This is a genomic window from Pseudomonas sp. EB271-G4-1, from assembly GCF_058791355.1.
In genome coordinates this window covers 1-26,983 of the sequence record NZ_JBYTEO010000080.1, presented here as the reverse complement: position 1 = coordinate 26,983, position 26,983 = coordinate 1, and the positions used below count along the sequence as shown (strand labels likewise).

Genomic DNA, 26,983 nt, shown 5'->3' with positions numbered 1-26,983 from the left:
CCGAGTGGTGGGGCAAAGCCTTTTGCTTCCTTTTTGGTGTTTGAAAAAGGGAGTCGCTGTAAAAGCGAAACCATAAGTGGCCGTTACCGCAGCAATGGATATGTACTCCGACAATAAATCTCACATATAGCTTCCTGTGACGCTTCGCATCACCGTTGCGCACGGCTCAATTAACGCGTCGTCAGTGGAACGCGGAGCGTCCCTGGCGGCATTCCCACGCAGAGCGTGGGAACGATCAAGAGCCAGTTGAGGGCATGCACTCAACCATAGAATTCCCCACAGGGATACGCGCCCTGCAGGAGCCGTCGCACGGATCAGAAATCGCGCTTATAAAAGATATCCAACGAACTGGCCACGCCACCCGCGGCCTCAAGGTAGACCTTCTTGCTCAACTTGTAGCGCAAGGCAATGGTGTTGGCCGGTTCGAACACACCGACGCCATAACGCAGGCTGAGCTTCTCGGAAAGGTTGCCGCTGGCGACCACGCTGGTGGCGTTGCCACTGCCCTCGGTGTCGAGCTGGAAATCCTCGATGCCCAGATTCTTCGCCAGGCCGCCGGTCACCCCGGAGCTGCCCATCAGGCCCAGGCCGAGCGCAGCCTGGGCGAGCATGTTGTTGTCCTCACCGTTGCTGCTCAGTGGACGCCCCAGCACCAGGTAGGACAGCGCCTGTTCCTGGGCCAGGGCCGGTTCCGAGAAAATCTGCGTGGTCGGTTGCTCGGCGCTGCCGCTCAAGCGGATGCCGGCGATCACATCGTCGGTCTGGCGGATCGCCTCGATGTCCAGGTACGGCTGGTCGATCGGACCTGCGAACAGCAACCGCGCCCGACGCACCGTAAGCCGCTGGCCGTAGGCGCGGTAACGGCCGTCGTTGAGCCATAGCTCACCACGGGTGTCCATGTTGTCACCGATGTGCACATGCCCCTGCACATTGGCAGTCAGGCCAAACCCTGCAAAGCTCAGCTTGTCTTCGCCGACCACCACATCGATGTCCATTTTCATCGCGAGGGGTGGTTTGCCCTCTTCGGTCTGCTGCCCGATGATCACCGTGTCATCGGACACCTTGACCGTCGATGGCGGCAATTCTCGAATGGTGATGTCACCCTTGGGCACCCGCACTTTGCCGGCGATGGCCAGTTCATCCCCCTTCATCGAGATTTTCAGGTCCGGGGCCACTTCGACTTTGGCGTAGGGTTCGACGCTGACCGGCAACTGCGAGCCCTTGAGCGCCAGGTCCACCACCAGCGCCTGGCCCCAGGCGACATTGCCATTCAGGCTGCCCTGCCCGGCCTTGCCGCTTTTCCAGTTGCCGTTGAGCTGCACGGATTCGCCCGCGATCAGCGCCTGCAGTTGCAACGCTTGAATCTCCATCGGCAATTCGGCGCCGGAAACCTCACCGTCGCTGAGCAACAGATTGCCATTGACCTGCGGCGCCAGCAGGCCACCGGCAATCGTGCCGCTGCCATTCAAGCGACCGGACAGTTTCTCGACCATGGGCACAAAGGGTCGCGCCACCGACACGTCCAGGCCATTCAAGCGGAACGTGCCAGTCATTGGCTTGTTCTTCGGCAACGGGTTGATCTGCGCCTGCACCCTCAATTCTCCGAGCTTGCCACCGACAAAATCCAGCTCGGTATCAATGCGCTTGGGCGTCAGCTGGCTGGTGAGTTTCAGCGTCTGGTAGGGGAAGTCCAGCCACTGATCTTTCTCGCGCACGCGCAACGTGCCGCCGCTGGCATCGATGCTGATCACGCCGTTCGGGCCGCTGGCCGGCAGGTCCAGTTGCACGTCGGCGTTGAGCCGGCCCTGCCAGGCGAAATCCTTGGGCAACCACTGGGCGAGGCTGTCGATGGGGAATTGCTTGAGGTGGTAACGCAGCTTCGGCTCGGGCATCAGGCGCTGGTCTTCACCGCACAGACTGGCCGGGCCAGATGCCCAGCAATGGGCGCCGAAATTGATTTTGCCGTCCGCCAGCCGTTCCAGTTTCGCCGGCCCCTGCAGCTTCCAGTCCTGGCCACCGGCCTGGATATCGCCGCTGGCCAGGCGTCCGCGCCAGTTGCCTTTGTCCAGTGCACCGTCGAGGCCAAGGGCGAGCTTGAGCTTGGGCCCTTGCAGGTCGAGGCTCAACTTCTGGTTCTTGATGTCGCCCTGCCCGCTGGCAGTCAGCGTACCCAGCGAGGTATCGCCCGCCTGGATGCCGCTGCCCTTGAGGTCGATTTTCGCCCGTTGCGCGCTGTCGAGTGTCGCATCGAGGTTCAGGCTTTGCAGGCGGTTGTCCTGGAAAGCCAATTGCGTGCCTTGCAGCCCGAGCTTGCCTTGCGGCGCCTTGAGCGTGCCGGCGACATCGACCCGGCCATTGATCTGGCCGCGCAATTGCGGCCAGAGCTGGGCCAGTCGCGCCAGCTTGATGTCGATCTGCCCGGTGAGTTTCTGCTGCAGGCTGCCCTTGCCGTTGATGCTGTTGTCGCCGAGGCGAATCTGCAGGGCCTTGAGGTTCCATTGCTCGCCACTGCCATCGGCCTTGGCTTGCAGGACGGCTGGCTGCCCACGCAACTTGCCCTTCAGGTCCAGGTCGGCGCTCAGGCTGAGCGTTTCGTTCTTCATCTCGCCTTTGCTGCGCAACGGTCCGGCCAGGGTGCCCGGCAGTTCCGCGACCCAGTACGCCGGGTCGATCGCGGAAAGATCCAGCGCGGTATCCCAGGCGATGCCGTCGGCGAATTGCAGGTTCAGGTGCCCTTCGGCCTTGCCCTGCCCGGCGACGAGCTGGATCTGTTGCAGGTAGATTTTCGTCAGGTCGCCGGCAAACGGGCTGGTCAGGCTGAACGCCCCGGCCGGGCCATCCAGGGCCGCATCGAAGTGCCCCAGGTATTTGCCGTCGGTGTAGGAGACGTCACCGTTGAAGCTGCGCAGGGCCACTTGGGGTTCGTCGATCAGCGGGTAAAGACGGTGCCACGGGAAATCCAGCCAGGCGACTTTGGCATCAGCGCTCAGGCCCTTGCTCCAGTCCAGTTGGCCGGTAAGCTTGAGACTTTGCTTGTCGTTGGCGGTCAGGTCCAGCGCGGCGATTTGCGCGCCGTTGGCGTCGACCTTGCCTTGCAGCGCCAGCCCGACCGGACCTTGCTCGGCAGGCAACGTGGCCTTGCCGACTAATTGATAACCGTTTTTCAGGTCACCGGCGCCGGTCAGTTCAAGCTGATTGAGTTGCAGGGTGTCTGGCAAGTCAGCGCTGGGTTTGAAGCCGTCAGCGGAGATACGCAAGGTAGCCGGCAGGTTTTCCACCAAGGGTTGCAGTTGGCCGGTCAGTTGGCCACTGAGATAGCCGCTGCTGTCGGCTTTCAGGTTAAGGGTCTTGAGCAGGTCACCGTCAATCTTCAGCGCCAGCGCCCAGGGTCCGCTGCCGGGTGCGGGCAGGGTGAGCTTGCCCTCGGCCTTGAGCGGCCAGTTGCCGGTCGGTTGCAGCAGGCCAGACAAGTGCAGGCTCAGCTCATCGCGCTGCAATTGCACCGAGTCGATCTGCAAGCCGTTGGCTGTCCAGTGTGCCGCCAGTTGCAAGCCCTTGAGTTGTTCGCTGCCGTTGAACAGCAGACTGCCAACCTGGATATCCCCCAGTTCGAGCGCCAGGGGCAGTTTCAAGTCAGGAAGACTGATCGGCCCACTGCTCTCCTCTTGCGCGTCGGGCGGCAATTGCAGGCTGACCCGATCAGCCTTTAATTGCCCGATGCACAAGGTCATGCGCGTCAGGCACAGCGGCGACCAGGCGAAGATGACCTTATCCAGTTCGACCCGGCTGGTGTCTTGCTGCCACAACACATGATCGGCGCTCCATTGCCCACCCAGGCGACCCTGGAAATTGTCCAGGCTCAAACCTGGCACGAACCCGAGCGCCCAGCGACTGCCCGTCGCCGTGCCCAGCACCGTGGCCACTGTCAAAACCACCAGCATCAGCATCGCCAGAACGGCCAGCAGCGTTATTTTCAAGCCACGCTTCACAGCTCGGGCCCCATGGAAAAGTGCAATCGAATGCCGCCATCGTCGTCCAGCGCATGGGCCAGGTCGAGGCGGATCGGCCCCACCGGAGAGATCCAGCGCACGCCGATGCCGACCCCGGTCTTGAGGTTTGGCAGCTCAAGTGTATTAAAGGAGTTGCCCTGATCGACGAAGGTCGCCACGCGCCATTTTTCCGCAACGGAATACTGGTATTCGGCGCTGGCGGTGACCATGTAGCGCCCACCAATGCGATCACCCTGATTGTTCTCCGGGGACAGGCTTTGATAGTCGTACCCCCGCACGCTCTGATCGCCACCGGCGAAAAAGCGCAATGAAGGCGGGATCGACTTGTAGCCGTTGGTGGCACTGCCGCCGACCTGCACCCGACCGAGCAAGCGGTGCTTGTCGAATACCGTGGTCAGGCCTTTGACCAGCGCGGTGCCGTACAGCAGGTTGTTATCGGACCCCAGCCCTTCCTTGGCGACCTTGCTTTCGAACTGCAGGCGATAACCGTTGTGCGGGTCGATGCGGTTGTCGCTTTTGAGGTACGAGTAGCTCACACCGGGCATCAGTAGCGTACTGAGGCCGGAATCGTCGCCGAGTCGGTATTCCTCGCGCTGCCACTTGAGCGAAACCACCCGTTGCCAGCCGCTGGGCAACTTGCTGTGCCACTCAGGACCGACGGTCAGCAACTTGCTGAGGCTGTCCTTGTCGGCGATTTCTTCGTTCTGATAACCACCGGCGAAGCGCAGTTTGTCGGTCAGCGGCGGGTCCAGGGGAATGTCGTAGAACACCCCGACGTTTTGCCGCGGCGCCGAGATTTCGGTCTCCCAGCCATAACTGTGACCCTGTGGGTTGACCCAGTGCCGAGTCCAGTTGGCCTTCACCCGTGGACCGACGTCGGTGGAGTAGCCAAGGCCTAGCCCCATGGTGCGTGGCTTGCGGGTTTCGAGCTTGACGTCCACCGGGATCACATCGTCCTTGGACGCGGTCGGCGCCGCGTCGACCCGCACGCCTTCGAAATAGCCGCTCGATTGCAGCGCCTGGTTGAGTTCGGCGATCAGTTCGGAGTCATACGGCGTACCCGCCTTGAAGGGCACCATGCGCTGCAGCAGGTCTTCGTCGAACGGTGTGTCGCCTTCGAAACTGACCTTGCCCAGCGAGTAGCGCGGGCCACTGTCGTAGACCAGCTCGATATCGGCCACGCCAGCGCGCGGGTCTACCGACAACTTCTGACGGGTGAAGTGGCCACTGAAAAAGCCATAGCGCGAGGCCTGGTTCTGGATCAGGCGCTTGGCGTCCTCGTACTGTCCGTGGTTGAGGACCGCACCGGTTTGCAGGGCATGGCTCTTGGGCACGCGAAAGGCCTTGAGGCTGGCCGCCGGGCCGTCGACGCGGATCGTGACGTTGCGCAAATGCACCGGCTCGCCGGGCTCGATGGTCAGCACCAGGCGCGGTGTCTTGCCCGCCTTCACTTCGCTGTCGATTTGCGGCTGGTAGTAACCCAAGGCCTGGGCAGCCTTGCGCGCCTGTTCCTCGGCGCCACGACTGAAGCGCAGCAAGGCCTCTTCGTCACGATCGCCGAGACTGCCGATATAGCCCTCTATATTGGCCTTCAGTGCATCGTTGGACGGTTTGATCCGCACATCCAATTCACTTTGCGCCAGCGCCGCGCAGCTGGTAATCAGCATCAGCACGCCACTGGTAATTCTTCCTGGAAACTTCATAGGCGCGGATGCTATCACGAGCGTGGAGCGTGATAGAGCCTGGCGTGCACGGAAAGTTCGACCTCAAGCTGTTGCGGAATGTAATACCTGCGGATTGGCGTGAAAAAACACGTGCTCGCGAATCGGCCCCACGGCCACCTCGCCGATTTCTTCATAGCCCTGGCGCTTATAGAAGTCCAGGTAACGAGGGTTGCCGGTGTCGAGAATCACGCCCTGGGAATTTTCATCCACCGCGCACCAGTTATGCACCGCCTGCAGCAGTTGCTCGCCAAAGTGCTTGCCTTGGAACTGTGGGTGAACCCCCAGCAACGGCAGCACGTGCACCGAGTCGTTCGGCACGCAGGCAGCGACGGCGTCGTGGTACTCAAGGTAGCGGCGGGTGCAGCGAAAACCGGTACTGAGCACCATGCGCAGGCGCCAGGCCCAACTTTCAGTCACACCCAGGCGCCGTTGCGGTGGCGCGATCAGGGCAATGCCGATCAGCCGGTCATTGACCAACAGGCCGATGGCCGGCAACTCCTGGAAAAAATGCTGCTTGACCAACTCGCGCACGGTGGCACGCACCCGTTGTTCATAGCCGGGACGCTCGGCTTCGAACAGATAGCTGAACGTCGGCTCGTGGCGATAGGCCTGGTATAGCAGCGAGCGGGCTTCACGGGAGTAACCACTGTCGAGCATGTGGATATCGGCAATGGCGGTCGAGGTTTCAGGCATGACGGTCGTTCTCCCTGGCGCAGCTCGCACGGCTGCGCTCTTGATGTTACGAGCTCATTTGGGCTGACGCAGTTCCTTGCTGATCGCAAATCAGTGTAGGCAATGAAATCCCGTTCGTCCCACCGCGCACTGGCTCCCGTTGCACATGTCAGCTAGCATCGCCTTTTTGCCAGGACTGCCGAGCATGAAGATCGTCTCCTTCAACATCAACGGGCTGCGCGCTCGCCCGCATCAGCTGGCGGCGCTGATCGAAAAGCATCAGCCCGATGTGATCGGGTTGCAGGAAACCAAGGTCCATGATGATCAGTTTCCACTCGAAGAAATCAAGGCTCTGGGCTACCACGTGTATTTCCATGGGCAGAAGGGTCACTACGGCGTCGCCCTGCTCTCCCGTCAGGAACCACTGGCACTGTACAAGGGCTTTGCCACTGATGAAGACGATGCTCAGCGACGCTTTATCTGGGGCACCTTTGCCGACGCCAATGGCGTGCCCGTGACCATCATGAACGGTTACTTCCCACAAGGAGAAAGCCGCGACCACCCGACCAAGTTCCCGGCCAAGCAGCGTTTCTACAGCGACCTGCAGGCGCTGCTGGAAAGCCAGTTCAAGAACGACCAGCCACTGGTGGTGATGGGCGACGTGAATATTTCCCCGGAAGACTGCGACATCGGCATCGGCCCGGACAACATGAAACGCTGGCTGAAAACCGGTAAGTGCAGCTTCCTGCCGGAAGAGCGCGAGTGGATGCTCAGGCTGAAAAACTGGGGCTTGGTGGACAGCTTCCGCCACCTCAACCCGGATGTTGCCGATCGCTTCAGCTGGTTCGACTACCGCAGCCGTGGCTTTGAAGACGAGCCCAAGCGCGGGCTGCGCATCGACCTGATCCTGGCGTCCCACGGGCTGCTGCCACGGATCAAGGACGCAGGCGTGGACTATGAACTGCGCGGCATGGAAAAACCTTCGGATCACGCGCCGATCTGGTTGGAGTTGAGTTAAAAACCGCTGCCTGTTTGATCGTTCCCACGCTCTGCGTGGGAACGATCAAAGCATGGGTGGCAGACAGAGCTGTCATCTTTCGGAAATCTTTCTGACTTATTCTCCCGGCACTTCCCTTGGTCTTGAAAGGTGCCGGCATGTGGCTACGCGGTTTGCTCCTGTTGATCCTCTGCACCTGGCTGCCGCTGTCGGTGGCGGCCAGCACCTTGCCGATTCCTGGGCAAGGTCCGGTGCTGCGTATCCAGGGCTCCAACACCATTGGCGCGGCACTGGGGCCGGCGCTGGTCGAGGGCCTGATGCGTGAGCAGGGTCTGCTCAAGGTGCACAGCGAACCGACGGACCGGCCCAATGAATCACGTATCGTCGGTGAAACCGAACAAGGCCGCCGGGTTGAAGTGCAACTGGCGGCCCATGGCTCCAGTACCGGATTCAGCGCGCTGAAAGCGGCCAGTGCCGATCTCGCCGCCTCTTCCAGGCCGATCAAGGACAGCGAACTGGTCAACCTGCAACCCTTGGGCGACCTGAAAAGCGCCAACGCCGAACAAGTCATCGCCATCGACGGGCTGGCAATCATCCTCCATCCGCAAAACCCGATGAACACCCTCGACACCGAACAACTGGCGCGCATTTTCAGCGGTGAGGTGAAAACCTGGGAGGAGCTCGGTGGCCACGGCGGGGCCATCCATCTCTATGCGCGCGACGATCAGTCCGGCACCTACGATACGTTCAGGGAACTGGTGCTCAGTGGTCATGGTAAAACCCTGAGCGGCAGCGCAAAACGATTCGAGTCCAGCGAACAATTGTCCGACGCAGTCAGCCAGGACCCACACGGCATCGGCTTTATCGGCCTGCCGTACGTGCGCTCGGCCAAGGCCGTGGCGATTGCCGACGGCCAGTCCATGGCCATGCTGCCACTCAACAACCTGATTGCCACGGAAGACTACCCGCTGTCCCGACGCTTGTTTTTTTACCTGCCACCCAAGCGCTACAACCCTTGGGCCGAAGCACTGGTGGCCTTCGCGCAAAGTCAGAAAGGCCAGGCGATCGTCGCGGCCAACGGTTTCGTCGCCCAGACGATCCAGGCCATGAGCGTCACGCCGAATGCGTTGATGCCCGAGGGCTACCAGGCACTGAGCCGCCACGCCATGCGCCTGACAGTGAACTTTCGCTTTGAGGAAGGCAGCGCCAGCCTGGACAACAAGGCCCGACAGGACCTGTCACGGGTCCTCGACTATATGAAGCAGCACGAAAAGACCGATCGCCGGGTAACGCTGGTCGGGTTCGGCGATGCCAAGCTCGATCCGGCACGCGCCGACCTGCTGTCCAAGCTGCGGGCCATGGCGGTGCGCCGCGAACTGGTGAAAAGCGGCGTGGTACTGCGGGACATTCGCGGTTTTGGCGCCGAAATGCCGGTGGCGGCCAATAGCGAGGATGAAGGACGGATCAGGAATCGGCGGGTCGAGGTCTGGGTCTACTAAGGCTGCCAGGCCAGGTCCTCGCGCAAATCGAACCTGGCCCGAAACGCCATCAGCCGAGCAATTTCTCCAGTTGCGCCACGGTGTCGACGGCGCCCATGGTTTTGGCAGCATCCAGCGCGGTAATGCCATTGGCGTCCTTGGCTTTCGGGTCGGCGCCTTTGCTGATCAGGTAGTCGACGACTTCGACACGGTTGAACATCGCGGCCATCATCAACGCGGTGCGGCCGTCGAATGACGAGCCCTCGACCTGGGCACCGCCTTCGACCAGGGCCTTGATCACGGCCAGGTCGCCCTTGAATGCCGCGCCGGCAATCGGGCTTTGGCCGTTGTCGTTGCGGATTTCCGGATCAGCCTTGTGCTCAAGCAAGACTTTTACCGTGTCCACGTGGCCGTGGTAAGCGGCCAGCATCAGCAAGGTGTCGCCCTTGTGATTGCGCAGGTTCGGCGGCAGGCCCTTGCTCAGCAGCGCAGCCATCATGGCCGCATCACCCTCGCGCGCCTTGTTGAAGACCTGTTCGGCAAACTCGGCGGCTTCTTCGGGGGTCATCTGGCGGCTTTTGTCAGACATTGATCGCTCCACTTTCAGTTTTTCGCAAAGCCGATAGTTTCCCGAGGGTGCTCGCCACTGTCACTTGTTTTTTCTGTTGCGCGGCCATAGCCCAATTCAATAACGCTTCTTTCAATAACGATGCTTGCCACCCTGGATGTCCGCCAGCACCTGCCCGGTGACCTGCACATATGTCTCGGTGCCCGGCAACCAGGCGTAGATCGGGTCATCGCCGGTCCTGCCAGGGTCGAAGGCTTCGTCCTTGAGCCGGGTCTTCTGGTATTTGAAGGTCCCGGTGATTTCCATTTTCACCTTCACCCGCAGGAACAGCGGCACCGCGTAGGCCGGCAGGTGCTGTCGGGCGAACGCCAGCAGCTCGCCGAAGTCCAGGGTTGCCAGGGATTCCGCTGGCGTGATCGCCGCCATCCCGGCCCGGCCATTGGTGTTGCGCACCTCCACGCCATAGGCAACGGCCTCGGAAATGTTCGGGTGCTGCAGCAGGATGTTCTCGACCTCGGTGGTCGACACGTTTTCCCCCTTCCAGCGGTAAGTGTCGCCCAGGCGATCGACAAACTGTGCGTGACCGAAACCGATGTTGCGCAACAGGTCGCCGGTGTTGAGGTATCGATCGCCCTTGGCGAACACGTCATGCAGCACGACTTTTTCGGTGTTATGCGGATCGGTGTAACCATCGAGCGGCGCCTTGTCGTCGATCCTGGCCAGCAGCAACCCCTGCCCGCCTTTGCCGACCTTGCGCATGAACCCATTGGCGCCACGGATCGGCACACCGCTGTCGTGGTCATACTCGGCCAGTTCCCAGGACATCAGGGAAAAGCCCACGGTATTGTCGAAATTGAGGATGTTGGTGAAGCCGATGTTGCCGTCACTGGCGGCATACAACTCGCAGATGTGCCCGACCGCGAAGCGCGTCTTGAATTCGCCCCATGCGCCGGGACGCAATCCATTGCCGATCATCTTGGTCACGCCGTGTTTGCCGTCGTCGGCACTGGCAGGCTGGTCGACCAGGTAGCGGCACAGCTCCCCTACGTAGCCCAGTGTGGTCGCCCGGTACTTGCGCACATCGTTCCAGAACTGGCTGGCGCTGAACTTGCGGCGGATGGCAAACCCCGACGCCCCGCTGATGGCCGAGCCCCAACATACGCACAGGCCGGTGGCGTGATACAGCGGTAACGTGCAGTAGACGATGTCTTCAGGGTGCATATCCAATGCGATCATGCCGAAGCTTGCGCAACTGCGCATCCAGCGCCCGTGCTTGAAAACCCCGGCCTTGGGCAGCCCGGTGGTGCCCGAGGTATAGATGTAGAAACAAGGGTCGTCGAAAAAGATCTGCTGGCTACTGGCGGGATTGTCGCTGCAGGCATCGACGCTGGCTGTCATCAGGTTGACGAACCCGTCGGGCGCGATGCCGGGATGGCTGTAGGTGTCCTGGTCGGCGACGAACCAGGTACGCGCCATCTCGATCGGCACCCGCTCTCGGACCGCCAGGTAGGCCGGCACCAGTTCCGCACCGACAACGATGGCCGCCGGTGTCACCAGGTGCAGGCTATGGACCAGGGCATCGCGGGTTTGCGAGGTATTGAGCAAAGCACTGATGGCACCGACCTTGGCCACCGCCAGGATGGTCACCAGCAATTCCGGGCGGTTCTCGATGAAGACCGCCACCACGTCACCCTTGCCAATGCCTTGGGCAATCAGGTGGTGGGCGATGCGATTGGCCCAACGGTTGACCTGGGCATATGTCAGCTGCACCTCGCCGTACAGCAAGGCCGGGCCTTCGGGGTTACGCAGGGTAGCCTGCTCGAAGCTCCAGCCCAGGCCACACGCTTGGGTCGGATCCTTGACGTTGGCGACCTTCATGCCCTTGACCACGCGAGGAATCGCTTTGGCAATGGAAGGCAGCTTGCGGAGCATCATGCCCCAGGTGATCGTGTCGTGCTGCGTGCGGCTCATGGCTGATCCCGTTGGCTCTTCTTATTGTCGGGCGGCATTGATTGACCCCGAAAATACGTCAACGGTTCTGCGGCTGTACACGCGGTTTTTGAAATGTTTTGTATCCGCGACACCCACGTTTGAAATCGTGAGCGCGCATAAGGCAAATGGTTCCATTGAAGCGCCGACGACCACGCAAAATGCAGGATGCACGATAGTCATTCATGCAGATTGCACGAAACCAAAAATCATCATCTTTTATATGTCATTGTTTTATATGACTATTTTAGAAAGCGACATACTGGCACAATCACTGCAACAGTCTCCCCATGCTTGCCATTCAAGAGCTAACGGAGCTGACAGACATGAGCCTCATCCAAGAAAAATTTTCTTCCTTGTTCTCCAACTTCGACGTCACCACCCAGGACCGTCCTGATGGCGGCATCCTGCTGACCCTGCGCTGCGAGGGTAGGGAATTCAAACGCTCGATCTCCTACCAGCAACTGCACAATGGCGATCAACTTTCGTGGGTCATCAGCGCCATTCGCCGCGACCTGGCCGAACAGGCTAGCGAGTTGCCACAAATCTCCCTGCTGCAAAGCCAGCAGCGCTTTGCCCTGCCGACCTATCATTCGCTGTAAGGTCGCGCCGCGGTAAACCAACAGGCCGTGCAAGCTTTCGCTTCACGGCCTGAGTTGTGTGGGTCGCCAACAGCTTTCAATCATCCATTCGCGGAAATCGCCCCGCGTTGTCGACGTCGGTGAAATGGGCCACCCAGGGTTGGCTGCTGGACAGACGAATCGCCACCACATAGGGCTGTTCGCCGATGTCCAGCCACTGCCGGGTGCCGGCCGGCAGCACAATCAGGTCGCCTTTCTCGCACAGCACTTCGTAGACATAGTCGTCGATGTATACAGACAACAATGCACTACCCGCGCTGAACAGCATGACTTCGGTTTCGTCCTGGCGGTGCTCGGCGAAGAAACTCGCGCGTATCGACTCTTTTTGCGGGTGATCGCGGTCGAGGCTGATCACATCGATCGCGCGCAGCCCGTGTTGGGTCATCAGTGTATCGATGGGCGCCTGGCAGGCGCTGATGACATCTTCGTGGCTGGCACCGGGGCGGATTTTCGCCGTGGCTTGCCAATGGTCGAAGCGTACGCCCTGCTCGGCGAGGGTCGAGGCAATGTCTTCGAAATGAGTCAGCACCTTGTTGGGTACGTCGGGACTGGAAACGTGATAAACGGACAGGCTGCTCATCAGGACAACTCCTTAAGGGTTCAAGAGGGAACGCGTGTCCTCTTGCATTCGTGTGGCAATGATAACGGCTGCGGCCAACGCGGCGAGGCTGGCAATACTAAAGGTTAAGGGGGCGCCAAGGGCCGTCCAGCTGTAACCGGAATACAGCGCGCCCATTGCGCCTCCGGTGCCGGCCAGTGCGGCGTAGAGCGCCTGGCCCTGCCCTTGCTGGCGTGGGCCGAAGCTGCGCTGCACGAACTGGATGGCCGCGGCGTGAAAGCTGCCGAACGTCGCCGCGTGCAGCACCTGGGCAAACAACAGCACCCAGAGAAATTCAGCCAGCGAACCGAGCAATAGCCAACGCAACGCCGCCAGCAGAAAACTCGCCAGCAGCACGCGCCGTACCGAGAAACGCGCAAGAATGCGGCTCATCGCCATGAACATCAGCACTTCAGCGACCACGCCGACGGCCCAGAGCATGCCGATCACGCCCCGGCTGTAGCCCAGTCGTTCGAGGTGTAGCGTGAGAAAAGTGTAATAGGGCCCGTGGCTCATCTGCATCAACGCTACGCAGGCGTAAAACGCCAACACCCCGGGGCTGCGCAGTTGCGCGAGGAAACCGTCGCCGCTCAATCGCTCGCCCTGGACCGGCTGGGCGTTCGGCACCCACAGGCTGCTGAGCACGATCCCGGCCATGACCAGCACCAGCGCCGCCGGGTAAATGTCCAGGCTGAGCCATTCGAACAAGCGCCCCAGCGCGACCACGGTAATGATGAAACCAACCGAGCCCCACAGGCGAATCTGGCTGTAGCGGGAGGTCTGGCCTTGCAGGTGCGCTAGCGTGATGACTTCGAACTGCGGCAGCACCGCGTGCCAGAAGAACGCGTGCAAGGCCATGACCATCGCCAGCCAGGCGTAAGTCTGGCTGACGAAAATCAGCGAAAACGTCAGCAACGTGCACACGGCGCCGAAGCGCACGATGGCCAGGCGCCGCCCGGTGTAGTCGCCGAGCCAGCCCCAGATGTTCGGCGCTACGCAACGCATCAGCATCGGGATGGCCACCAGTTCGCCGATGCGCGCCGCGGAGAATCCCAGGTGATCGAAGTACAGCGCCAGAAAAGGCGCTGTCGAACCGAGCAGGGCGAAGTAAAACAGATAGAAGCTGGACAGCCGCCAGTACGGGAGCGCCGTCACCGCTGGCTTAGATCTGGCCCAACACCGGCGTGCTCACACGTACATCGGCGTTCTGGCCACGGTGACGCAGCAGGTGGTCCATGAGCACGATGGCCATCATGGCTTCGGCGATCGGCGTGGCACGGATGCCGACGCAGGGATCGTGGCGGCCTTTGGTGATGACGTCCACCGGGTTGCCATGGATATCGATGGAACGGCCCGGCGTGGTGATGCTGGACGTTGGCTTCAACGCCAGGTGCGCGACGATCGGTTGGCCGGACGAGATGCCGCCGAGAATGCCGCCCGCGTTATTGCTGAGGAAACCTTGCGGGGTCATTTCATCGCGGTGCTCGGTGCCACGCTGGGCGACGCTGGCGAAACCGGCGCCGATTTCCACGCCCTTGACCGCGTTGATGCTCATCAGCGCATGGGCCAGCTCCGCATCGAGACGGTCGAAAATCGGCTCGCCCAGGCCTGGCATCACGCCTTCGGCGACCACGGTGATCTTCGCGCCGACCGAATCCTGGTCGCGGCGCAACTGGTCCATATAGGCTTCCAGTTCCGGCACTTTGTCCGGATCGGCACTGAAAAACGCGTTCTGCTCCACCGAGTCCCAGGTCTTGAACGGAATTTCAATCGGGCCAAGCTGGCTCATGTAGCCGCGAATGACGATGCCCTGGGTCGCCAGGTACTTCTTGGCAATCGCACCCGCAGCCACGCGCATCGCGGTTTCCCGGGCCGAACTGCGGCCGCCGCCGCGATAGTCGCGTTCGCCGTATTTGTGGTGGTAGGTGTAGTCGGCATGGGCCGGACGGAACAAGTCCTTGATCGCCGAGTAGTCCTTGGACTTCTGATCGGTGTTGCGGATCAGCAGGCCAATGGCGCAGCCGGTGGTGCGACCTTCGAATACCCCCGAGAGGATTTCGACTTCGTCGGCTTCCTGGCGCTGGGTGGTGTGACGGCTGGTGCCGGGCTTGCGGCGATCCAGGTCGCGCTGCAGGTCCTCCAGGGAAATCTCCAGCCCCGGCGGGCAGCCATCGACAATGGCGACCAACGCCGGGCCATGGCTTTCGCCAGCGGTGGTGACAGTGAATAGCTTGCCGTAGGTATTGCCGGACATGCAGGACGCTCCGTGAAATGAACCTGAATACGTAATGCGCGCCAGTATACGCAGGCTATCCAACTAGTTCATCCTCGAACCTTATGGTTGCCTGCGAGTCCAACCGGCACCCTTTGATGATGGCCCGACAATGCTGCGAGTTCTTGCCTTGAGCCTTACCCTGATTTCCGGCTTCGCCCAGGCCACTGTCCTGCAGCGGCCAATCTCCCTGGACACCGGCACCGGCGAGCTTTTCGGCTCGCTGCTGCTGCCTAAATCCGACACCCCGGTGCCTGTTGTCCTGATCATTTCCGGTTCCGGCCCGACCGATCGTGACGGCAACAACCCCGAAGGCGGGCGCAATGACAGCCTCAAGCGCCTGGCCTGGGTGCTGGCCAAACACAACATCGCCAGCGTGCGCTACGACAAGCGCGGCGTCGCGGCGAGCCTGGCGGCCACCCCCGACGAACGCAACTTGTCGGTGGAAGCCTATGTGGCCGACACCGAAGCCTGGGGGCGAAAACTCAAGACCGATCCGCGCTTCGGCCAGCTGATCCTGTTGGGCCACAGCGAAGGGGCCTTGATCGCCAGCCTCGCGGCGCCCAGCGTCGATGCGGCGGCGGTGATTTCCGTGTCCGGCAGCGCCCGACCGATCGACCAGGTCCTGCGCCAGCAACTGGGCAATCGCCTGCCTCCCCCGCTGATGTTGCGCAGCAATGAGCTGCTCGACAGTCTCAAGGCCGGGAAAACCGACGACAACGTGCCACCGCAACTGCAGGTGATATTCCGTCCGAGCGTGCAGCCGTACCTGATTTCGCTGTTCCGCCAGGACCCCGCCGCTGCATTCGCGAAGTTGAAAATGCCGGCACTGATCATCCAGGGCAGCAATGACATCCAGGTTGGAGTCAATGACGCCAAACTGCTCAAGGCGGCCAAACCGGACGCCGAACTGGCGCTGATCGAAGGCATGAACCACGTGATGCGCATCGTGCCCAACGACGTCAAACGCCAGTTGGCCTCCTACAAGGATCCGAATTTGCCACTGGCGGCGGAGCTGGGCGCGCGCATCCTCGGATTCATTGACGGGCTTCGCTCCAGCTAATTTGCTCTCCAGTCTTGTCGAAAACGGCCGATAAGCCTTTGTCGCCAGCGTACTGGCTGGCGGCAGTCGAGCTTGGACAGGATCTCGCCGTTATGACCGATACCCAGACTTCACCCGACACCACCGCTGAAAAAGACGTACCGCCAGCGGTCGAGCTGCCTTGGGCGGACGTCCACGTCGAGCACCACAAGATGCTCCGTCTGGCGCCGCTGCAGACGGACCGAAATACCGGTGGCCGGCCCCTGCGCTTTGTCGAATTCGGCTACGCCGAGCGCAACGACAAGCTGCGCAGCCTGATGCGCATGAGCATCTCCCTGCCTGGCCAACGCGTACGCAAGGAACAGAATCATTTGGACGTATGGGTCGACCACGCGGAAAAACGCGTGCATTTCGGCCCCGACAGCGGCCTGCAAATCGAACCACTGAACCGCGGCATCGGCCGCTTCATGGCCGCCCACGGCATCAACTGGGCGAAGAAAAGATGGCCTGGCTACACCGTCGACGGCACCGACCTCAACAACAAGGACGCGCTGAACGAAGACACGCGCCTGCGTCGCGATCACTTTTTGCGGGTGCACGGGTTCGACGTGGTCTATGCCGATGCCCAGCATTTGAAGGGCAGCGTCAAGGAGGTCAGGGTCGGCGACCTGTTGAGCGACTGGAATACCGAGAAAGTCCAAGTCGTGGAAATTCTCGAGGCGGCGCAGATGCTCCAGCAAGCCGAGCAGAACCTGGCCGAGCAGGAAGTCAAACTCAAGAAACACGAGGAGAAGGTCAGCAAATACAAGCGTGAAGACGCCGGTTTGCGCTTCACCATTACGTGTTTGGTGGCGTTTGCGGTGTTTCAGGCGGGGTTACTGATCTGGATTGCTACGCACCGGTAGCGGTAACGGCTGATCGTTCCCACGCTCTGCGTGGGAATGCCTCAAGGGACGCTCCGCGTTCCAGCTTGCGAAAGGGACGCAGAGCGTCCCGGGCTGCATTCCCACGCAGAGCGTGGGAACGATCTGAGTCAGACGCGGGAGGCGAACAGGGCCTGATGATCGCGGCACTGCTCAGCCGTCAGCATGAACACGCCATGCCCGCCACGCTCGAAGTCCAGCCAGGCGAAGTCGACCTCCGGGTACAACGTCTCGACGTGCACCTGGCTATTACCTACCTCGACAATCAACAAGCCCTTCTCGGTCAGGTGATCCGCCGCTTCGGCGAGCATGCGGCGCACCAGGTTCAAGCCGTCATCGCCACAGGCCAGGCCCAGTTCCGGTTCGTGCTGGTATTCGTCCGGCATGTCGGCGAAATCCTCGGCATCGACGTACGGCGGGTTCGACACGATCAGGTCGAAGCGCTGCCCTGGCAAGCCATCGAAACCATCGCCTTGCACGGTGTAGACACGCTCGTCGACTCCGTGGCGCTCGATGTTCTGGTTCGCCACCTCCAGCGCTTCGAAGGACAGGTCGGCCAGCACCACTTCAGCGTTCTGGAACTCGTAGGCGCAAGCGATACCGATGCAGCCGGAGCCGGTGCACAGGTCGAGAATTCGCGCAGGCTCGGTGCCCAGCCAGGGTGTGAACCGGTTTTCGATCAGTTCGCCAATCGGTGAGCGAGGAATCAATACGCGCTCATCGACGATGAACGACATGCCACAGAACCAGGCTTCACCCAACAGATAGGCGGTCGGCACGCGGTCTTCGATCCGGCGCTTGAGCAGGTTCTGCAGGTGCGCCACTTCGTCTTCTTCCAGATTGCAGTCCAGGTAACTGTCGGAGATTTCCCACGGCAAGTGCAGCGCACCCAACACCAATTGACGGGCTTCGTCCCAGGCGTTGTCGGTCCCATGGCCGAAAAACAGATCCTCCCCATGGAAGCGGCTGACGGCCCAACGGATATGGTCACGCAGGGTACGAAGGCGGGAAGTGATCACGACGGTAAACTCCAGAAAAATCGACGGGCGATTCTACCAGTCAAACGGCGTCCCGACGACGCAGGAAATACACCGGGACAAATGTAGGAATTATCTGGTTTTATCGCCGGCTATTGAACAAAACTCAATACTTGACAACGCTGTAAGCCAGTAACGACGGTGCCTACGATGGTAGCGATTCACAGAAGCGCTCAGCCAGAGGACAATGTCGCAAAAGCCCCACCCGAAGGAGCCCCAGAATGTCCGTTCCACAAACGATGTTTCAACTCAGCGGCCGCGGTTATGCAGCAGCCAAACTGAGTCATGCGACCCTGATCATCATCGATGCCCAGAAAGAATACCTCAGCGGTCCCCTGGCCCTGAGCGGCATGGATGCGGCGGTCGCGAACATCAAGAAATTGGTGACTGCCGCCCGCGCGGCCGGCCGGCCGATCGTGCATGTCAGCCACCTCGGCACCGTTGGGGGGCTGTTCGATCCACGCGGCGAGCGCGGCCAGTTCATTCCAGGGCTGGAACCGCTGGCCGGGGAAATCAAGATCGAGAAAATCCTGCCCAGTGCGTTCCATGGCACGGACCTGAAAAAACGCCTGGAAGAACTGGGCTCGGTGGATCTGGTGGTGTGCGGCTTCATGAGCCATTCCAGTGTCAGTACCACCGTGCGGGCAGCAAAGAACCTGGGTTTCCGCTGCACCCTGGTGGAAGACGCCTGCGCCACCCGAGACCTGCCGTACAAAGGCGGCGTCCTGAGTGCCGAGCATGTGCAGCAGACCGAAATGGCGATCATGGCGGACAACTTTGCCGCCCTCGCCCTGACCAACGACCTGATCTGATCGGCGGTTCATGAGCGGTCCATGCCGCCGCTCATCCGCAAAAGCCTCTCATATGCCGTAAATGTCTTAGCCTCAGGAACATCCCGGTCAACTTCCGGTCGAAGGGCCGATACCCATTGAGGAAGGTCGGAATGAAGTTATCCGATGGTTTTGACGCTCGCCGTTTACGGCCCAAAGGCCAAAGCAACTGGCGTTTTCGAATCGGCGCAGCCTTCGCTGCCTTGCTGGCGACCTGCGGCGTGCTGCTGGCGATGGCCGGCACCGCCAGCCTGTTCGGCCATGCTCCGGCCCTGGGCGAGTTGAACACCAACCGGGCGGGCGCGGCAGTGATCCTGGTGATAGGCCTGTTCGTGCTGTACCTCGGCATCTGGCTGTGGCGCCGCTGCCGCCGCCGCTCGCGCCAGTCGAACGCACTGAACATCTCCCCGCACCTGATGAAAAAACACGACTAAGCGCAAGTTGCAGCGCGATGCCGCACGTTTTCTCGCGCCCGATTCGCTTCGAGTTGGGTAAACTGGCCACCCTTCGCGGAGGCTGACATGCAAGACGACGATTTTTCCCTGTTCAAAAGTGCGATCCAAGGCGTCAAGCCGATCAAGCACGATCGCGCCGAAACCGGAAAGCCCAAGGCGGACCGCGCGCACATCGCCACGTTGCGCCAAGCCGCCACCGTGCGTACCGATGCCACCACTGTTGACGGGCTGTCCGATCAGTTCGTCATCGACGTCGGCCCGGAAGACGAACTGATGTGGGCACGCGACGGCGTGCAGGAAAGCCAGATGCGCAAGCTCAAGATCGGGCAGATCCCGTTCGAGGGCAGCCTTGACCTGCACGGCATGAGCGTGGAAAAAGCCCGGGAAACCCTTTGGGCATTCCTGGCTGAAGCGACAAAATTCGAAATCCGCTGCGTACGTGTCACCCACGGCAAAGCCGTGCGCCTGGACGGCAAGCGGCCGATGATCAAGAGCCACGTCAACACCTGGCTGCGCCAGCATCCACAGGTACTTGGCTTCACCTCGTGCCAGGCCAGGCATGGCGGTGCCGGAGCCGTTTATGTGATGCTCAAACGCACCATGATGGAAGGTCGCGACGAGTAAACCTGATGCGCCGCGCTTGCAGCGCCGTGTCTGCCACCGTACCCTTGCCCTTTGCGTAAAATCCCACAGGTAGTTTCATGTCCCTGGAACAGAATTACACCGCGATCCTTGGCCAACTGGGCGAGGATCCCTCCCGCGAGGGCCTGCTCGACACGCCAAAACGTGCCGCCAAAGCCATGCAGTACCTCTGCCGCGGTTATGAACAGACACTGGAAGAGGTCACCAACGGTGCCTTGTTCAGCTCCGACAACAGCGAAATGGTGCTGGTCAAGGACATCGAGTTGTACTCGTTGTGCGAACACCATCTGCTGCCGTTCATCGGCAAGGCCCACGTGGCCTACATCCCGAGCGGCAAGGTACTGGGTTTGTCGAAAGTCGCGCGTATCGTCGATATGTACGCCCGCCGCCTGCAGATCCAGGAAAACCTCAGCCGCCAGATTGCCGATGCAGTCCAGCAGGTCACCGGCGCCCTGGGCGTTGCCGTGGTGATCGAGGCCAAGCACATGTGCATGATGATGCGCGGTGTGGAAAAACAGAATTCGACGATGATCACCTCGGTGATGCTTGGCGAGTTCCGTGAGAACGCCGCGACCCGCAGCGAGTTTCTCAGCTTGATCAAGTAATTGGCGGTACGAAGAGAACCGGCTTTCATCGCCGGTTTTTTTTCGTCTTGAAAAAATCAGGTAAGCTGCGCGCCTTTCTCATTAGCACCGTGAGGCTTCAACGTGTTCGTAAAAGCGCTTCGTGTCGGCCTTGGCCAACTGATCATCTTCATCGACTTCATCACCCGTCCAGGCAAGAAGCAGCGCCCTGCCGCCGCTCAGGCTCAGGTCGAAGCTGCCGCCAGGGGCCTGACCCTGTATCAGTTCCATGCCTGCCCGTTCTGCGTGAAAACCCGCCGCACCCTGCGCCGCCTGAACGTGCCGGTGGCCCTGCGCGACGCGAAAAACAACGAACAGGATCGCCAGGCCCTGCTTGAGCACGGCGGCAAGGTCAAGGTGCCGTGCTTGCGTATTGAAGAAAATGGCCAGACGACCTGGATGTATGAGTCCAAGGTGATCATTGATTATCTGGATAAGCGTTTCGCTGCAGCCTGATTTATTTGTGGTGTTCTGACTGACGCTTTCGCGAGCAGGCTCGCTCCCACAGGGAACTGGTTGCACAGATTCAATGTGGGAGCGAGCCTGCTCGCGAAGAGGCCGGCACAAACACTGCAAATCCCAGACAAAAATAAACCGGCCCAATGGCCGGTTTATTCATTTCTGCCCAGCCCTCAGGCCGCTTGCGCCGCCTGCACCTGTCGCACCACCTGCGCCAGTCGCTTGATCCCCTCCTCCAGCCGCGCCGGGTCAATGTGGCTGAAATTCAACCGCATGTGCCCGTGATGATTATCCGGCTCAGGGAAGAACGGCTCGCCCGGCATGAACGCCACGTCGTTGGCCAACGCCCCATCGAGTAGCGTACGGGTATCCAGCGGCTGTTTGAGCGTCAACCAGAAAAACAGCCCGCCCTGGGGCACGTTCCAATCCGCCAGATCGGCAAAATGCGTTTGCAGCGCCGCCTGGAATGCATCGCGACGCACGCGGTAAAAACCACGCAACTCACTCAGGTGCTGCTGGTAAGACTCGCTGCCGATCCATTGCAACGCTTGCCACTGGCCGACTCGATTGGTGTGCAAGTCCGCCGACTGCTTGAGTTTCAATAAGTGCGGGAAAAGATCCGGGCTGGCGATCAGATAACCCACGCGTAGACCCGGCAGCAAGGTTTTCGACACCGTGCCGGTGTAGATCCAGCTGGATTTTTTCAGGCGTCCGGCAATCGGTTTGGCGCTGCCGCCGTCAAACGTCAGCTCACGGTAGGGTTCGTCTTCGATCAAGGTCACGCCGAACTCATCCAGCAATCCGGCGACCGCCTCGCGTTTGGCTTCGCTGTAACGCACCGCCGATGGATTCTGGAAGGTCGGGATCAGGTAGATGAACGCCGGACGATGTGTTTCCAGGCGCGAACGCAGCTGCGCCAGGTTCGGGCCGTCGGCTTCCAGCGGCACCGTGAGGCAATCGGCGCCGAACAGCTGGAAGATCTGCAGCGCCGCCAGGTAAGTCGGTGCTTCGAGCAGCACTTCGGTGCCTTTGTCGATATAGAGCTTGGCGGCCAGATCGAGGGTTTGCTGTGAACCACTGACCACCAAAACCTGACTCGCCTCGCATGGCACACCCAGCACTCGAGCCTGTTGCGCCAGGGCTTCACGCAAGGCCGGTTCGCCTTCACTCATGCCGTATTGGCCCATGGACACCGGCATCCGCGCCCATTCGACTTTCGGCAGCATGGCTTCGGCCGGCAAGCCCCCGGCGAACGACATCACTTGCGGACGCTGGGCGGCAGCGAGGATTTCACGGATCAAGGAACTTTTAAGGCGCGAGACACGTTCGGAAAAAGCCATGGGGGGTCACCAGTAGCGAGGCCAGGGAAAAATGAGTCAAACTTATTGACCGAAATTACGGCATCACCAACGGATACGTCAACATGATTGACCTTAAAAGCCCGATTTCTCAACAGCAGGCCATGGAAGCGTTTTTCTTCGGCTACCAGGCCTTCACCGCCAAGGCCGATGAAATGCTCGAGCGCCGCGGCCTGAGTCGGGTGCATCAGCGCATTGTGTTTTTCATTGCCCGCTACCCGAACCTTAGCGTCAAGGAGTTATTGGTATTGCTGGGCGTGAGCAAACAGGCATTGAACATGCCCTTGCGCCAACTGCTGGAGATGCATTTGGTCAACAGCGTGGCGTCCGAGACCGACAAGCGTAAGCGGCTGCTGGAGTTGACCGAGGACGGCGCGCGGTTTGAACAATCGCTGCGTCGTGAGCAGGTGAAATTGTTGGAGCGGGTGTTTGCCGAGGCGGGTGAGACGGCGGTGAATGGGTGGCTGGCGGTGAATATGGCGCTTGGTGAGAACCAGCAAAAAATCTGAGTACCACAAAAGCTTCACGAGCAGGCTCGCTCCCACAGGGGAATGCGGTCCCTTGTGGGAGCGAGCCTGCTCGCGAAGGGACCAGAGCGGGCGATATATCCCTATTGCCAAACTTTTCGTCTACAAAATCAAAAACATTATTTGCATTATTTGTATACAAAAGCATAATCCACTTCGTGCGAGTTCCTGACCTATTGGTCAACAAATTCGCAAGTGCCTCAAAGGGCCGCTGCCACCCTCATGGGTCCGGCCCTGGAAATAACAATAAAACTCTTGAGGAGTACCTCGCTGTGGAAAGCCGCAAATCCGAAGCATCGACGCTGGATCTCTCGCCGCCTTTACGCAATGGCTGGCTGGAGCGCATCTTTAAACTCAGCTTGCATGGCACCACGGTGAAGACCGAGTTGATTGCCGGTCTGACCACCTTCATCACCATGGCCTACATCATCTTCGTCAACCCCAACATCATGGCGGATGCCGGCATCGACCATGGCGCGGCGTTCGTCGCCACCTGCATTGCCGCCGCCCTGGGCTGCCTGTTGATGGGCCTGTACGCCAACTGGCCGGTCGGCCTGGCACCGGGCATGGGCCTGAACGCTTTCTTCACCTACACCGTGGTCGGCACCATGGGCTACAACTGGGAAACTGCACTGGGCGCGGTGTTCGTCTCCGGCGTGCTGTTCATGATCCTGACCTTCTCGCGCATCCGCGAATGGCTGCTCAACAGCATCCCCGTCAGCTTGCGCTACGCCATGGGCGCTGGTGTGGGCCTGTTCCTCGGGCTGATCGGCTTGAAAACCGCAGGCATCGTCGTCGATAGCCCGGCCACCTTGATCAAGCTCGGTTCCCTGCGCGAGCCTGGCCCGCTGCTCGCCGCCGTGTGCTTTTTGATGATCGCCATCCTCAGCTACCACAAGGTGTTCGGCGCGATCCTCATCAGCATCATCACCGTGACCCTGGCCGGTTGGGGCCTGGGCCTGGTGCACTACGAGGGCATCATGTCGGCCCCGCCGAGCCTGGCCCCGACCTGGATGGCGATGAACGTTGCCGGCGTGTTCAACGTCAGCATGATCAGCGTGGTGCTGGCCTTCCTCTTCGTGCACATGTTCGACACCGCCGGCACCCTGATGGGGGTGGCCCAGCGCGCCAACCTGGTGGGCGCTGACGGTCGCATCGAAAACCTCTCGCGAGCCATGAAAGCCGACAGTGCCTCCAGTGTCTTTGGTGCGGTAGTGGGCGTTCCGCCGGTCACCAGCTACGTGGAAAGTGCCGCGGGCGTAGCGGCGGGTGGTCGGACTGGTCTTACCGCAGTGACCGTAGGTGTGCTATTTATTGCGGCCATGTTCTTCGCGCCGCTGGCCGGGATGATCCCCGCCTATGCCACGGCCGGTGCGCTGATCTATGTGGCCATGTTGATGATGGGCGGCATGGCCCACATCGAATGGGACGAGGCGACCGACAGCATTCCGGCGATCGTCACGGCAATCATGATGCCCCTGACCTTCTCGGTCGCCGACGGCATCGCGCTGGGCTTCATCACCTACGTGGCGCTGAAGGCCGGCACTGGCAAGTACAAGGAAATCTCCGTCAGTCTGTGGGTGCTCTGCGCAATTTTCATTGCCAAGTTCATCTTCTTGTAAATCTCGGCGGTACGCGCGTTAAACCAGCCTCACCCCGTCGGGTGAGGCTTTTGTGCAAATGGAGGAAAGTGATGAGTCTGGAAACCTGGCTGCTGTTCAGCGGCGCTGCGCTGGTAGTGATCCTGATCCCGGGGCCACTGTCTTTGCTGATGATCAGCAACAGTTTGAATTACGGCCTGGTCCGTTCCTACCCGGCGTTTCTTGGCGGCGTGATTGCCTCGATCTGCCTGTTGAGTGCTTCGGCGCTGGGCTTGGGCGCGCTGCTGCTGGCATCGGAACAATTATTCAGCGCACTGAAAATCGTCGGCGCGCTGTACCTGTTCTACCTCGCCTGGCAGAGCTGGCAGCAGTCGGGCCAACCGTCCCACGGTGCGCAAGTGCCTCAGGCCGCCGCAGTGCCACGCTTTCGCGCACTGTTCGGGCGCGCTTTCATGCTGGGCGCGAGCAACCCCAAGGACATCCTGTTCTTCGCCGCGTTTCTGCCGCAATTCTTGAGCGCCGGGCAACCGTTCCTGCCGCAATTGCTGGTGATGATCGCCACCTGGACCGTACTGGACCTGCTATGCAAGCTGGCCTACGGCCTGGGTGCCCATGGCGCGGCGCGGTATCTGCGCAGCGGCAAGGGCCAGAGCTGGTTTAACCGGGTCAGTGCCGGACTGTTCGGTGGAGCCGGGGCTGCGTCCTTGCTCAGCGGTCATTAAGGCCTTCTGACGCAAACCGGCACACAAGTTGCTCGGTTCTGGCACCCCCACGCCGGAATCGAGCATGCTCCACTCCCACCTCACCACCCTTAACGCCGTTTCCCTGGTGCTCGACACCTTCAAGGCCCAAGGTCTGCCCAGCGACACCTTGCTCGCCGGCAGCGGCATCTGTGCCGCGGATCTGGCCCGGGCGGACACGCGCATCACCACCAATCAAGAGATGCAGGTCTGCGCCAACGCCGTCGCCCTCAAGCGCGATATCGGCCTGGAACTGGGCCGACGCATGCATGTTTCGTCCTACGGCTTGCTCGGCTACGCCCTGCTCACCAGTGCCACCTTTGGTGACGCATTGCGCCTGGCGATGCGTTATCCGGCGCTGTTGGGAACACTTTTCGAGCTGAGCCTGGAAGAGGACAACGAGCGCGTCTGGTTTGTCGCCGCCGATTACCGGGAGAATCCGGCACTGGCGGTGTTCAACGCCGAGTTCTGCCTGGTGTCGTTGAAAGTCATCTGCGATGACCTGCTCGGGCATCCACTGCCGCTGTTGGCCGCACGCTTTGAGCATGCTGCGCCCGACTATGAGGCGTCCTATAACGATCACTTCAACTGCCCCCTGCATTTCGGCGCCCAGGACAACGCCTTCGCGTTCGACAAGCGCTGGCTGGATCAACCCTTGCCCCTGGCCGACGCCATCACCCACCAGGCCATGGCCGAGCGTTGCCGCAAGCAGAATACCGAGTTCACCGGGCGCCAGGCCTGGCTGGGACGGATCCGCCAGCTGCTCAGGGCACAATTGCATGCGGCACCGGGACTCGAGGGATTGGCCGAGCAGATGAATTGTTCAGCACGCACCTTGCGACGGCACCTCAAGGACCTGGGGTGCAGCTATCAGGAATTGCTCGATGAGCTCAGGTTCGAGCAGGCCAAGCTTTTACTCTGTGAAGACCAGATGCCGATCTACCGGATCGCCGAAGCATTGGGTTTCAGCGAGACCGCGAGTTTCCGCCATGCGTTTATGCGCTGGAGTGGTGTGACGCCTAGCCAGTTCCGGCCCTGAAGAGCAAAAGGCCGGATCATCTGGATTGGGCGGATATTCATTGCTTTGGGAATGGCCGCCTATGGTTTCGCCCTTAGGGCTACTCGTCTGTAGGCGCGAGGCTTGCCCGCGAAGGTGGCCTCGCAGGTGAAGCTTAATCTTCAGGTGTACATATCCATTTCTGGGGTAAAGGCCACTTATGGTTTCGCTTTTACAGCGACTCGTCTGTAGGAGCAGACTTGCCCGCGAAGGCGGCCTCGCAGGTGAAGCTTAATCTTCAGGTGTAGATATCCATTCATGCGGTAACGGCTACTTATGGTTTCGCTTTTTACAGCGACTCCCTTTTTCAAACGCCGGAGTGCCGGCCCAGCAAAAAGGAAGCAAAAGGCTTTTGCCCCACCGCTCGGTGCCTCGCTAAGGCTCGGCATGCCCTCTCTCCGGCCATCGTGGTTAATGGGGTTCCCAGATCAAAAACAAAAGCGAGGCGGCCTTAAAGCCGACCTGACTTTTACCGGTGTACCTGGATCCCCTGTGGGAGCCAGCTGGCTTCGGGGTGTTGATCGTTCCCACGCTCTGCGTGGGAATGCCGCCAGGGACGCTCCGCGTTCCTCTGACGACGCATTAATTGAGCCGTGCGCGACGGTGATGCGGGGCGTCACAGGAAGCTATGTGAGGTTTATTGTCGGAGTGCATATCCATTGGTGCGGTAACGGCCACTTATGGTTTCGCCCTTACGGCGACTCCCTTTTTCAAACGCCAAAAAGGAAGCAAAAGGCTTT

23 protein-coding genes and 1 pseudogene are annotated in these 26,983 nt (G+C 60.6%); 14 read left to right on the top strand and 10 right to left on the bottom strand.

What is annotated here, in order from left to right:
- Positions 1-314 precede the first annotated feature (314 nt).
- The 3 genes from AC3WWR_RS27300 to AC3WWR_RS27290 form a co-directional block, all read right to left on the bottom strand.
- Positions 315-3,989: a translocation/assembly module TamB domain-containing protein gene (locus AC3WWR_RS27300; RefSeq protein ID WP_033042645.1), complete on the bottom strand. Its 3,675-nt coding sequence runs from the start codon at positions 3,987-3,989 to the stop codon at positions 315-317.
- Positions 3,986-5,713: an autotransporter assembly complex protein TamA gene (locus AC3WWR_RS27295; protein ID WP_033042646.1), complete on the bottom strand. Its 1,728-nt coding sequence runs from the start codon at positions 5,711-5,713 to the stop codon at positions 3,986-3,988. Before AC3WWR_RS27295 ends, AC3WWR_RS27300 begins: the two co-directional genes overlap by 4 nt.
- A 63-nt stretch (positions 5,714-5,776) precedes the next feature.
- Positions 5,777-6,427 carry a GNAT family N-acetyltransferase gene (locus AC3WWR_RS27290; protein WP_020800047.1) on the bottom strand — a complete coding sequence of 217 codons (651 nt, stop codon included), beginning with the start codon at positions 6,425-6,427 and terminating at the stop codon, positions 5,777-5,779.
- A gap of 184 nt (positions 6,428-6,611) precedes the next feature.
- On the opposite strand from AC3WWR_RS27290, the gene xthA reads away from it, so the two are divergent.
- Together xthA and AC3WWR_RS27280 are read left to right on the top strand one after the other, a co-directional pair.
- Positions 6,612-7,424 carry an exodeoxyribonuclease III gene (xthA, locus tag AC3WWR_RS27285; protein ID WP_020800046.1) on the top strand — a complete coding sequence of 271 codons (813 nt, stop codon included), beginning with the start codon at positions 6,612-6,614 and terminating at the stop codon, positions 7,422-7,424.
- A 137-nt stretch (positions 7,425-7,561) separates the two neighbouring features.
- Positions 7,562-8,902, top strand: coding sequence for a phosphate ABC transporter substrate-binding/OmpA family protein (locus tag AC3WWR_RS27280; RefSeq protein WP_033042647.1), 1,341 nt, complete (start codon positions 7,562-7,564; stop codon positions 8,900-8,902).
- Positions 8,903-8,951: 49 nt separating this feature from the next.
- Here AC3WWR_RS27280 and AC3WWR_RS27275 read toward each other — a convergent pair whose 3' ends face one another.
- Both AC3WWR_RS27275 and AC3WWR_RS27270 read right to left on the bottom strand, forming a co-directional pair.
- A complete protein-coding gene (locus tag AC3WWR_RS27275) occupies positions 8,952-9,470 on the bottom strand; it encodes an ankyrin repeat domain-containing protein (protein WP_020800044.1) in 519 nt (172 codons plus the stop codon).
- Between the two features lie 111 nt (positions 9,471-9,581).
- A complete protein-coding gene (locus tag AC3WWR_RS27270; RefSeq protein ID WP_020800043.1) occupies positions 9,582-11,420 on the bottom strand; it encodes a long-chain-acyl-CoA synthetase in 1,839 nt (612 codons plus the stop codon).
- Between the two features lie 344 nt (positions 11,421-11,764).
- Here AC3WWR_RS27270 and AC3WWR_RS27265 point away from each other — a divergent pair, with 344 nt between their 5' ends.
- Positions 11,765-12,040: a DUF3509 domain-containing protein gene (locus tag AC3WWR_RS27265; RefSeq protein ID WP_020800042.1), complete on the top strand. Its 276-nt coding sequence runs from the start codon at positions 11,765-11,767 to the stop codon at positions 12,038-12,040.
- Positions 12,041-12,116: 76 nt separating this feature from the next.
- Here AC3WWR_RS27265 and AC3WWR_RS27260 read toward each other — a convergent pair whose 3' ends face one another.
- The 3 genes from AC3WWR_RS27260 to aroC are packed head-to-tail and all read right to left on the bottom strand — an operon-like array spanning position 12,117 to position 14,931.
- Complete coding sequence (locus AC3WWR_RS27260) at positions 12,117-12,659, bottom strand: acireductone dioxygenase (protein WP_033042649.1); 543 nt, start codon at positions 12,657-12,659, stop codon at positions 12,117-12,119.
- Between the two features lie 12 nt (positions 12,660-12,671).
- Entirely contained in the window at positions 12,672-13,832 is a 1,161-nt protein-coding gene (locus AC3WWR_RS27255; protein WP_020800040.1) for an MFS transporter, read from the bottom strand.
- Positions 13,833-13,839: 7 nt separating this feature from the next.
- Positions 13,840-14,931, bottom strand: a complete 1,092-nt coding sequence (aroC, locus tag AC3WWR_RS27250; RefSeq protein ID WP_020800039.1) for a chorismate synthase — start codon at positions 14,929-14,931, stop codon at positions 13,840-13,842.
- 83 nt (positions 14,932-15,014) lie between these two features.
- Here aroC and AC3WWR_RS27245 point away from each other — a divergent pair.
- Together AC3WWR_RS27245 and AC3WWR_RS27240 are read left to right on the top strand one after the other, a co-directional pair.
- A pseudogene (locus tag AC3WWR_RS27245) lies at positions 15,015-16,012 on the top strand (alpha/beta hydrolase).
- Positions 16,013-16,104: 92 nt separating this feature from the next.
- Entirely contained in the window at positions 16,105-16,896 is a 792-nt protein-coding gene (locus tag AC3WWR_RS27240; RefSeq protein WP_020800037.1) for a hypothetical protein, read from the top strand.
- 128 nt (positions 16,897-17,024) lie between these two features.
- On the opposite strand, the gene prmB is transcribed toward AC3WWR_RS27240, so the two are convergent.
- On the bottom strand, positions 17,025-17,933 hold the full coding sequence (gene prmB, locus AC3WWR_RS27235; protein ID WP_020800036.1) for a 50S ribosomal protein L3 N(5)-glutamine methyltransferase: 909 nt from the start codon (positions 17,931-17,933) through the stop codon (positions 17,025-17,027).
- Positions 17,934-18,172: 239 nt separating this feature from the next.
- Between prmB and AC3WWR_RS27230 the strand changes: the two genes are divergently transcribed.
- The 5 genes from AC3WWR_RS27230 to AC3WWR_RS27210 all read left to right on the top strand — a co-directional run bounded on the left by AC3WWR_RS27230 (position 18,173) and on the right by AC3WWR_RS27210 (position 20,957).
- Positions 18,173-18,763 carry a cysteine hydrolase family protein gene (locus AC3WWR_RS27230; RefSeq protein WP_033042652.1) on the top strand — a complete coding sequence of 197 codons (591 nt, stop codon included), beginning with the start codon at positions 18,173-18,175 and terminating at the stop codon, positions 18,761-18,763.
- A 131-nt stretch (positions 18,764-18,894) separates the two neighbouring features.
- Positions 18,895-19,215, top strand: a complete 321-nt coding sequence (locus AC3WWR_RS27225) for a hypothetical protein (protein ID WP_020800034.1) — start codon at positions 18,895-18,897, stop codon at positions 19,213-19,215.
- Positions 19,216-19,302: 87 nt separating this feature from the next.
- Positions 19,303-19,860, top strand: a complete 558-nt coding sequence (locus tag AC3WWR_RS27220) for a Smr/MutS family protein (RefSeq protein ID WP_020800033.1) — start codon at positions 19,303-19,305, stop codon at positions 19,858-19,860.
- Positions 19,861-19,937: 77 nt separating this feature from the next.
- Entirely contained in the window at positions 19,938-20,483 is a 546-nt protein-coding gene (gene folE, locus AC3WWR_RS27215) for a GTP cyclohydrolase I FolE (RefSeq protein ID WP_020800032.1), read from the top strand.
- A gap of 102 nt (positions 20,484-20,585) precedes the next feature.
- Positions 20,586-20,957 (top strand): glutathione S-transferase N-terminal domain-containing protein, encoded by a 372-nt coding sequence (locus tag AC3WWR_RS27210; protein ID WP_020800031.1) that lies wholly within the window; start codon positions 20,586-20,588, stop codon positions 20,955-20,957.
- A 176-nt stretch (positions 20,958-21,133) separates the two neighbouring features.
- Here AC3WWR_RS27210 and AC3WWR_RS27205 read toward each other — a convergent pair whose 3' ends face one another.
- Positions 21,134-22,300 (bottom strand): aminotransferase-like domain-containing protein, encoded by a 1,167-nt coding sequence (locus tag AC3WWR_RS27205; RefSeq protein WP_033042653.1) that lies wholly within the window; start codon positions 22,298-22,300, stop codon positions 21,134-21,136.
- An 83-nt stretch (positions 22,301-22,383) separates the two neighbouring features.
- Here AC3WWR_RS27205 and AC3WWR_RS27200 point away from each other — a divergent pair, with 83 nt between their 5' ends.
- From AC3WWR_RS27200 to AC3WWR_RS27185, 4 genes are all read left to right on the top strand, one after another.
- Positions 22,384-22,827 (top strand): MarR family transcriptional regulator, encoded by a 444-nt coding sequence (locus AC3WWR_RS27200; protein WP_020800029.1) that lies wholly within the window; start codon positions 22,384-22,386, stop codon positions 22,825-22,827.
- Between the two features lie 290 nt (positions 22,828-23,117).
- Positions 23,118-24,467, top strand: coding sequence for an NCS2 family permease (locus tag AC3WWR_RS27195; protein ID WP_033044696.1), 1,350 nt, complete (start codon positions 23,118-23,120; stop codon positions 24,465-24,467).
- Positions 24,468-24,538: 71 nt separating this feature from the next.
- A complete protein-coding gene (locus AC3WWR_RS27190) occupies positions 24,539-25,168 on the top strand; it encodes a LysE family translocator (protein WP_020801374.1) in 630 nt (209 codons plus the stop codon).
- Between the two features lie 64 nt (positions 25,169-25,232).
- Entirely contained in the window at positions 25,233-26,225 is a 993-nt protein-coding gene (locus tag AC3WWR_RS27185) for an AraC family transcriptional regulator (RefSeq protein ID WP_492599210.1), read from the top strand.
- Positions 26,226-26,983: the final 758 nt, after the last annotated feature.